The 7429-nt window shown below is 61.1% G+C and carries 7 protein-coding genes and 1 pseudogene; 5 read left to right on the top strand and 3 right to left on the bottom strand.

Annotation, left to right across the window (positions count from 1 at the left end):
- Positions 1 to 34: 34 nt before the first annotated feature.
- The 5 genes from H621_RS0123380 to H621_RS0123400 all read left to right on the top strand — a co-directional run bounded on the left by H621_RS0123380 (position 35) and on the right by H621_RS0123400 (position 5261).
- Complete coding sequence (locus H621_RS0123380; protein WP_028945700.1) at positions 35 to 949, top strand: ABC transporter permease subunit; 915 nt, start codon at positions 35 to 37, stop codon at positions 947 to 949.
- Positions 950 to 951: 2 nt separating this feature from the next.
- Positions 952 to 2235, top strand: a complete 1284-nt coding sequence (livM, locus tag H621_RS0123385; RefSeq protein WP_028945701.1) for a high-affinity branched-chain amino acid ABC transporter permease LivM — start codon at positions 952 to 954, stop codon at positions 2233 to 2235.
- Entirely contained in the window at positions 2232 to 3107 is an 876-nt protein-coding gene (locus H621_RS0123390; RefSeq protein WP_028945702.1) for an ABC transporter ATP-binding protein, read from the top strand. Before livM ends, H621_RS0123390 begins: the two co-directional genes overlap by 4 nt.
- A complete protein-coding gene (locus tag H621_RS0123395; RefSeq protein ID WP_028945703.1) occupies positions 3104 to 3820 on the top strand; it encodes an ABC transporter ATP-binding protein in 717 nt (238 codons plus the stop codon). The genes H621_RS0123390 and H621_RS0123395 overlap by 4 nt, the downstream gene beginning before the upstream one ends.
- Before the next feature lie 673 nt (positions 3821 to 4493).
- Positions 4494 to 5261: an SDR family oxidoreductase gene (locus H621_RS0123400; RefSeq protein WP_028945704.1), complete on the top strand. Its 768-nt coding sequence runs from the start codon at positions 4494 to 4496 to the stop codon at positions 5259 to 5261.
- Positions 5262 to 5287: 26 nt separating this feature from the next.
- On the opposite strand, the gene H621_RS0123405 is transcribed toward H621_RS0123400, so the two are convergent.
- The 3 genes and pseudogenes from H621_RS0123405 to H621_RS29045 form a co-directional block, all read right to left on the bottom strand.
- Positions 5288 to 6418: an AGE family epimerase/isomerase gene (locus H621_RS0123405; protein ID WP_028945705.1), complete on the bottom strand. Its 1131-nt coding sequence runs from the start codon at positions 6416 to 6418 to the stop codon at positions 5288 to 5290.
- Positions 6419 to 6572: 154 nt separating this feature from the next.
- Entirely contained in the window at positions 6573 to 7202 is a 630-nt protein-coding gene (locus tag H621_RS0123410) for a TetR family transcriptional regulator (RefSeq protein ID WP_028945706.1), read from the bottom strand.
- Positions 7203 to 7336: 134 nt separating this feature from the next.
- Positions 7337 to 7429, bottom strand: a pseudogene (locus H621_RS29045) (phage infection protein); the annotation flags it as partial.

Genomic DNA, 7429 nt, shown 5'->3' on the forward strand with positions numbered 1-7429 from the left:
CGCTTGTGCAATCTCAAATACGTGAGATTGCGTTATGGATGGTATTTTTCTGCAGCAACTGATCAATGGGCTGACCCTGGGGTCTGTCTATGGTCTGATCGCCATCGGCTACACAATGGTCTATGGCATTATCGGCATGATCAACTTCGCGCACGGCGAGGTGTATATGATCTCCGCTTACCTGGCGGCGATCAGTCTGGCATTGCTGGCGTATTTCGGTATCGAATCCTTCCCGCTGCTGATGCTCGGGACGCTGATCTTCACCATCGTGGTCACAGGCGTGTATGGCTGGACCATCGAGCGCATCGCCTACAAACCGCTGCGAAACTCTACCCGGCTGGCTCCCCTGATCAGTGCGATCGGCATTTCGCTGATCCTGCAGAACTACGCACAGATCAGCCAAGGCGCTCGCCAGCAAGGCGTACCCACGCTGCTTGAAGGCGCCTGGCGCCTGGAAGTGGGCACCGGTTTCGTCCAGTTGACCTACACCAAGATCTTCATCCTGGTCGCCGCATTCGTCGGCATGGCCGCGCTCACCTACATCATCAAGTTCACCAAGCTGGGCCGCATGTGCCGTGCGACGCAGCAAGATCGCAAGATGGCGTCGATCCTCGGTATCAACACCGACCGGGTGATCTCCTACGTGTTCGTCATCGGTGCCGTGATGGCCGCGCTGGCAGGCGTGCTGATCACCATGAACTACGGCACCTTCGACTTCTATGCAGGCTTCATCATCGGCATCAAGGCCTTCACCGCGGCGGTACTGGGCGGCATCGGCTCGCTACCGGGCGCCATGCTCGGGGGGATCATCCTCGGTATCTCCGAGTCGTTGTTCTCCGGGCTGATCAACTCCGACTACAAAGACGTGTTCAGTTTCTCGCTGCTGGTTCTGATTCTGATCTTCCGTCCCCAAGGCCTGCTGGGTCGCCCACTCGTGGCGAAGGTGTAAGTATGTCTGCTGCCAAATCCGCTTCATTCGATATCAAGCGCAGCCTGATCGATGCGATTCTCGCCGGGCTGATTTCCCTGATCGTGTTCGGGCCCATCGTCGGCGTGGTGCTCGACGGCTACAGCTTCAACATGGAACCGACCCGCGTCGCCTGGCTGGTGGCCGGGGTGATGGTCGGGCGCTTCGTTCTCAGCCTGTTCCTGCAGACCCCCAAGGGCCAGTCGATCCTGCAGGGCTTCGAGGGCAGTGGCTCGGGTGTGCATGTGCTGGCACCTGACTACAAGTCGCGGCTGCGCTGGATCATTCCGGCACTGATCGTGATTGCCATCGTGTTCCCGTTCTTTGCCAACAAGTACCTGTTGACGGTGGTGATCCTCGGCCTGATCTACGTGCTGCTGGGGCTGGGCCTGAACATCGTGGTGGGCCTGGCCGGCCTGCTCGACCTGGGCTACGTGGCGTTCTACGCCATCGGCGCCTACGGCCTGGCGCTGGGTTACCAGTACCTGGGCCTGGGGTTCTGGACCGTGCTGCCGCTGGCGGCCATTGCAGCGGCGCTGGCTGGATGCATATTGGGCTTTCCGGTGCTGCGGATGCACGGTGACTACCTGGCCATCGTGACCCTTGGCTTTGGTGAGATCATCCGCTTGGTGCTCAACAATTGGCTGTCGTTCACCGGCGGGCCCAACGGCATGCCGGTGCCATCGCCGACCTTCATGGGCCTGGAGTTCGGTCGCAGGGCCAAGGACGGTGGCGTGCCGTTCCATGAGTTCTTCGGCATCGACTACAACCCCAACGTGAAATTCCTGTTCATCTACATCGTCCTGTTCCTGGTCGTGCTGGCGGTGCTGTACATCAAGCACCGGCTGACCCGCATGCCCGTCGGCCGTGCCTGGGAAGCACTGCGTGAAGACGAGATTGCCTGCCGCTCCATGGGCCTGAACCATGTACTGGTCAAGCTCTCGGCGTTCACCCTGGGTGCCTCCACGGCGGGTCTGGCGGGGGTGTTCTTCGCCAGCTACCAGGGCTTCGTCAACCCGTCCTCGTTCACCTTCTTCGAGTCGGCATTGATCCTGGCGATCGTGGTGCTCGGCGGCATGGGTTCGACGGTCGGCGTGGTGATCGCGGCCTTTGTGCTGACCGTGGCGCCGGAGTTGCTGCGCAGCTTCTCCGAGTACCGGGTGCTGCTGTTTGGTGTGCTCATGGTGCTGATGATGATCTGGAGACCGCGCGGCCTGATTCGCATCAGCCGTACCGGTGTAGTCCCGCGTAAAGGAGTGGCGCCATGAGCGATGACGTGATTCTCTCGGTCGAAAACCTGATGATGCATTTCGGTGGCATCAAGGCGCTCAGCGATGTCAGCCTCAAGGTCAAGCGCAACCAGATCTTCGCCCTGATCGGTCCCAATGGCGCAGGGAAGACCACCGTGTTCAACTGCCTGACCGGCTTCTACAAGGCCAGTGGCGGCAAGATCGAACTGAACCTGCGCGGTACTCGCACCAACGTCATCCAACTGCTCGGCGAGCGCTTCCAGCTCGGCGATTTCGTTTCCCCCAAGCGCTTCATCAACCGCGTGCACTACAAGATGTTCGGCGGCACCCACCTGGTCAACCGCGCAGGCCTTGCGCGAACCTTCCAGAACATTCGCCTGTTCAAGGAAATGTCAGTGGTGGAGAACCTGCTGGTGGCGCAGCACATGTGGGTAAATCGCAGCCTGCTGGCGGGGGTGCTCAATACCAAGGGCTACCGCAAGGCTGAAAGCGATGCCCTGGACCACGCTTTCTACTGGCTGGAGGTAGTCGACCTGGTCGACTGCGCCAACCGCCTGGCCGGCGAGCTGTCGTATGGTCAGCAGCGCCGCCTGGAGATTGCCCGGGCCATGTGTACGCGCCCGCAGATCATCTGCCTGGACGAACCGGCAGCGGGCCTCAACCCGCAGGAAACCGAAGCGCTGAGCAAGATGATCCGGGTACTGCGCGATGAGCACGACCTGACCGTGGTGCTGATCGAGCACGACATGGGCATGGTCATGAGCATCTCGGACCATATCGTGGTGCTGGACCATGGCAACGTGATCGCCGAGGGCGCCCCCCAGGACATCCGCAACAACCCGACCGTGATCGCTGCCTACCTGGGTGCCGACGAAGAGGAGCTGGTATGACTGCACCCATTCTCGAACTCAAGGAGCTGGACGTTTTCTACGGGCCGATCCAGGCCCTGAAAAAAGTCTCGATGCATATCGACGAAGGCGAGACGGTCAGCCTGATCGGGTCCAACGGGGCCGGCAAGTCGACGCTGCTGATGTCGATCTTCGGCCAGCCGCGTGCGGCAGGCGGGCAGATCATCTATCGCGGCACCGACATCACCCACAAGTCGTCCCACTACATCGCCTCCAACGGCATTGCCCAGTCGCCGGAGGGGCGTCGGGTGTTCCCCGACATGTCGGTGGAAGAGAACCTGATGATGGGCACCATTCCCATCGGCGACAAGTTTGCCAGCGAAGACATGCAGCGCATGTTCGAGCTGTTCCCGAGGCTCAAGGAGCGGCGCAACCAGCGGGCCATGACCATGTCCGGTGGCGAGCAGCAGATGCTCGCCATTGCCCGGGCATTGATGAGCCGGCCCAAGTTGTTGCTGCTCGACGAGCCATCCCTGGGGCTGGCGCCGATCGTGGTCAAGCAGATTTTCGCCACCCTGCGGGAGCTCGCCAAGACCGGCATGACCATCTTCCTGGTGGAGCAGAACGCCAACCATGCGCTCAAACTCTCGGACCGCGCCTATGTGATGGTCAACGGCCAGATCCGCCTGACCGGCACCGGGCAAGAGCTGTTGGTCAACGAGGAGGTGCGTAACGCTTACCTGGGGGGGCACTGATTCCAACGGTGGGAAAACGCCCTGCCATGCAGGGCGTTTTTTTGTCCAGCGTTTTGTGGACAACCTTACGAGCACTTTCTTTTAGCCGCGACACAAAGTCGCTGCAAGCGGCTGTTTTTTGTAGGGTTTGAGTTGTCCACCATTGGTGTGGAAGCGGCTGTGGGTAACTTGGTGGCACCTTGCTGAAGCCCTTGTAATACAAGGCCTGCAGGTTTGTGGTTGTTTTTTGATCAGGTTTCTTTGCAAAGATTCCTGACGCAAATGTCAAGACTTTTATACCCGGTAAAACCTGCCCTCAAATCACTGTGCTGCCTGTGGATAAGTCTGTGGGCAAGCCTTGGAAAGAATGCTGAAAGTACCGCCTGCACGGGCCCTGGGCCATTACGTAAAATGCTCCAGGGGCAAGCGAGTACTGGCTGAGGTCAATTCACCCCCGCATCGTCAAGGAAAATACTTGTCGTTGCAGGTGTTACGGCCGATTCTCGGGGGGAGGAGTTGCCCCCGGATTTTGTGCAAGAGCCTGTGGATAAGGTGGGCAAAGCTTGCTCGAGCCCATGTGGATCAAGGCTTTGGCACTTATGGTTGTTTTTTGTACAGCATGGCTGTACTTGCTGGTGGCGTTGCCTGCGGGCATGCTGCTGACCCGTTTTTTGGACCTTGCAAGGAGTTGAGCATGACCTCTACCGTTTTCATCACTGGCGCAACCTCTGGCTTCGGTGAAGCCTGTGCCCGTCGATTTGCCGAGGCCGGCTGGTCGCTGGTGCTGACCGGTCGCCGTCAGGAGCGCCTGGATGCGCTGTGCCAAGAGCTGTCGGAAAAGACCGAAGTACACGGGCTGGTGCTGGATGTACGTGACCGCAAGGCCATGGAGGCGGCGATTGAAAGCCTGCCGCCGACGTTCGCCACGCTGCGTGGCCTGATCAACAACGCAGGTCTTGCGCTGGGCGCCGACCCTGCGCCCAAGTGCGACCTGGATGACTGGGACACCATGGTCGACACCAATATCAAGGGCCTGATGTACAGCACTCGTTTGCTGCTGCCTCGGCTGATCGCCCACGGGCGCGGCGCGACCATCCTCAACGTCGGATCGGCGGCCGGTAACTACCCGTATCCGGGGAGCCATGTGTATGGCGGCACCAAGGCCTTTGTCAGTCAGTTTTCCCTGAGCCTGCGTTGCGACCTGGCGGGTACTGGTGTACGGGTCAGCAACATCGAGCCTGGCTTGTGCGAAAGCGAGTTTTCCCTGGTGCGCTTCGGTGGCGACCAGGCGCGCTACGACGCCACCTATTCCGGTGCCGAGGCGATCCAGCCGCAGGAAATCGCCGAAACCATCTTCTGGATTCTCAACCAGCCGGCACACATCAACATCAACAGCCTTGAGCTGATGCCGGTAAGCCAGGTGTGGGCCGGCTTTTCGATTGATCGGTCAGGGAAGGCTTGAGAGGCCTTCGCGGAACAAGCCCGCTCCTACAGCGTGGGCGCGGGCTTGTTCCGCGATAGCTGCAACCCTTGCAGGCAGGTCGCCAGATGATAAGGCGTGGTCGACGGCATATCGCTGCGGCTGACCGCGCCATGGGCGTCACGGCACTCGTACCATCCATCGGCATGCAGGAAGTGCTGCTGCAGCGCTTGCAACTGTTCAAGGACCCTGGCCGCACTGCCAGGGCGCAACGCCAGTGCCCGCAGGTATTCAGCCTGTGCCCAGATACGCTGGGTGGCATCGCGGACGCTGCCATCAGCCTCGAGCATGGCCAGCACCGCTGTCTCTTCGACGCCATGCTCCTCGGCATAGCTGAAGGCTTTGTCCAGGGAGGCATGCAGGGCGCCACCGCGTAGCAGCGCCGAGGTGTCGAGGAGGAAGAACCACTCGAACTGGTGGCCCGGCTCAAACCAGTTATCCACAGCCCCGCGCGGCTTCTCCAGCATCACGCCGTGTTCGTTATCGACGAAGTACTGCTGCATGGCTTCGGTCAGCGCCAGCAGGGCGGCTTTCACCTGGGCATCGTCACGTACGGCGTGGGTTGCCAGGAAAGCTTCGGCCAAGTGCATCAGCGGGTTCTGCAACGGCCCGCTGCCCAGGCCCGACCAGTCTTCATCGAGGCTGGCCTCATACAAGCCGTCATCACGGGAAAAACGATCGGCTACCACGCTAAGCGCAGCATTCAGGGTCGATTCGACCAACTGCTCGCGCACCTGCCCCCAGTAGTGGGCGCAGGCAAAGATGATGAAGGCGTGGGTGTACAGGTCCTTGCGGCGATCCAGTGGCTTGCCCTGGGCGTCGATGCTGTAGAACCAGCCACCATGCTCGGCGTCGTGGAAGTGCCGTTGCAGCGAGCGGAACAGCGCCGCTGCCCGTTCGCGGGCGCCCGGTTGCTCGATGCGGCTGCTGAACAGATACAACTGGCGGGCGCAGGCCATGGCCCGATAGCGCTGTACTGGCAGCGGCTGGGCGTGGGCGTCCAGGGCTTCATAGGGCAGGCCCATGTCGGCATTCCAGCCCGGACCCAGCCAGAGCGGCACGATGCGCTGATCGAAGTGAGCCTGGACCCGGTCGAGCAGGGCAGGCAGTTCAGGCTGGGCGGTATGGAGGTCGGGCATGGAAAAGGTATCGTCATGATCGCTGCGTTTGCGCGCATGTTAGCAGGAAACGTAGCCACCGTAGCCGCTGCCGCCAGGCCGCGAGGGGGCGCGTAAGGGCCACACTCGGACAGATGCAGCGGCCGTTGCGACTGCTACGCAGTCGATCGAGCGGCTACAGGGTACTCAGGCCTTGCCAGTGCTTGGCACCGACGAAGATGAAGCGCAGTTGCTGGGTAATCTTGTCCTGGGCGCTGAGCGGCTGGGTTGCGCCGTCGACCGGTTCGTCAATCAATTCCGGCAGGGTGGCGAACACGGTTTTCACCACCAGGTCGGCGATGACCGCCAAGGCGGCACTGTCCAGGTGCTGCCAGCGCGGCATGCGTGCAAGGTCGGTGGCAAGGTCGGAGCTGATGCCCTGGCGCAGGGTGGCGATTGCCTGGCGCACGGGCTGCGAGCCGCCATATTGCTCGCGGGCCAGGAACAGGAACTGCTGGCGATTGGCCGTGACCACGTCGAGGAAGATCCGTACCGAAGCATCGGTGATGCCGCCCAGTTCGAACTCATTCTGTCGCACCAGGCGAATGGTATGGCGGAAGGTCTCCCCCACTTCATTGACCAGGGCCAGGCCCAGTTGGTCCATGTCGGAGAAGTGGCGATAAAAGCCCGTCGGTACGATGCCGGCGCTCTTGCTCACTTCACGCAGGCTGATGCTGCCGAAACCTCGGCCACTTTCCATCAGGTGGCGGGCGGCATCCAGCAGGGCTTGGCGGGTCTGTTGCTTTTGTTCGGCGCGCGGCAGCATGGCGAATATCGGCTGGCAGTGAAACAGCCCTGCACTCTAATAGCCTGCGCGTGGAAAAACAAAGCCCGGTCAATGGACCGGGCTGGGAGGGGAGCAGCTACAGCGCTGGGTGTTCTTGTTGTCTGGCATCGGCATCAGCCCACCCGTTGGTTTTTTTCGATCAGGCGATCAGAGCCACCTTCGGCAACACGGTTGCGTTCCAGCAGGCGGTCAGAACCACCTTCGGC

The organism is Pseudomonas vranovensis DSM 16006 (assembly GCF_000425805.1).
GTDB lineage: Bacteria > Pseudomonadota > Gammaproteobacteria > Pseudomonadales > Pseudomonadaceae > Aquipseudomonas > Aquipseudomonas vranovensis.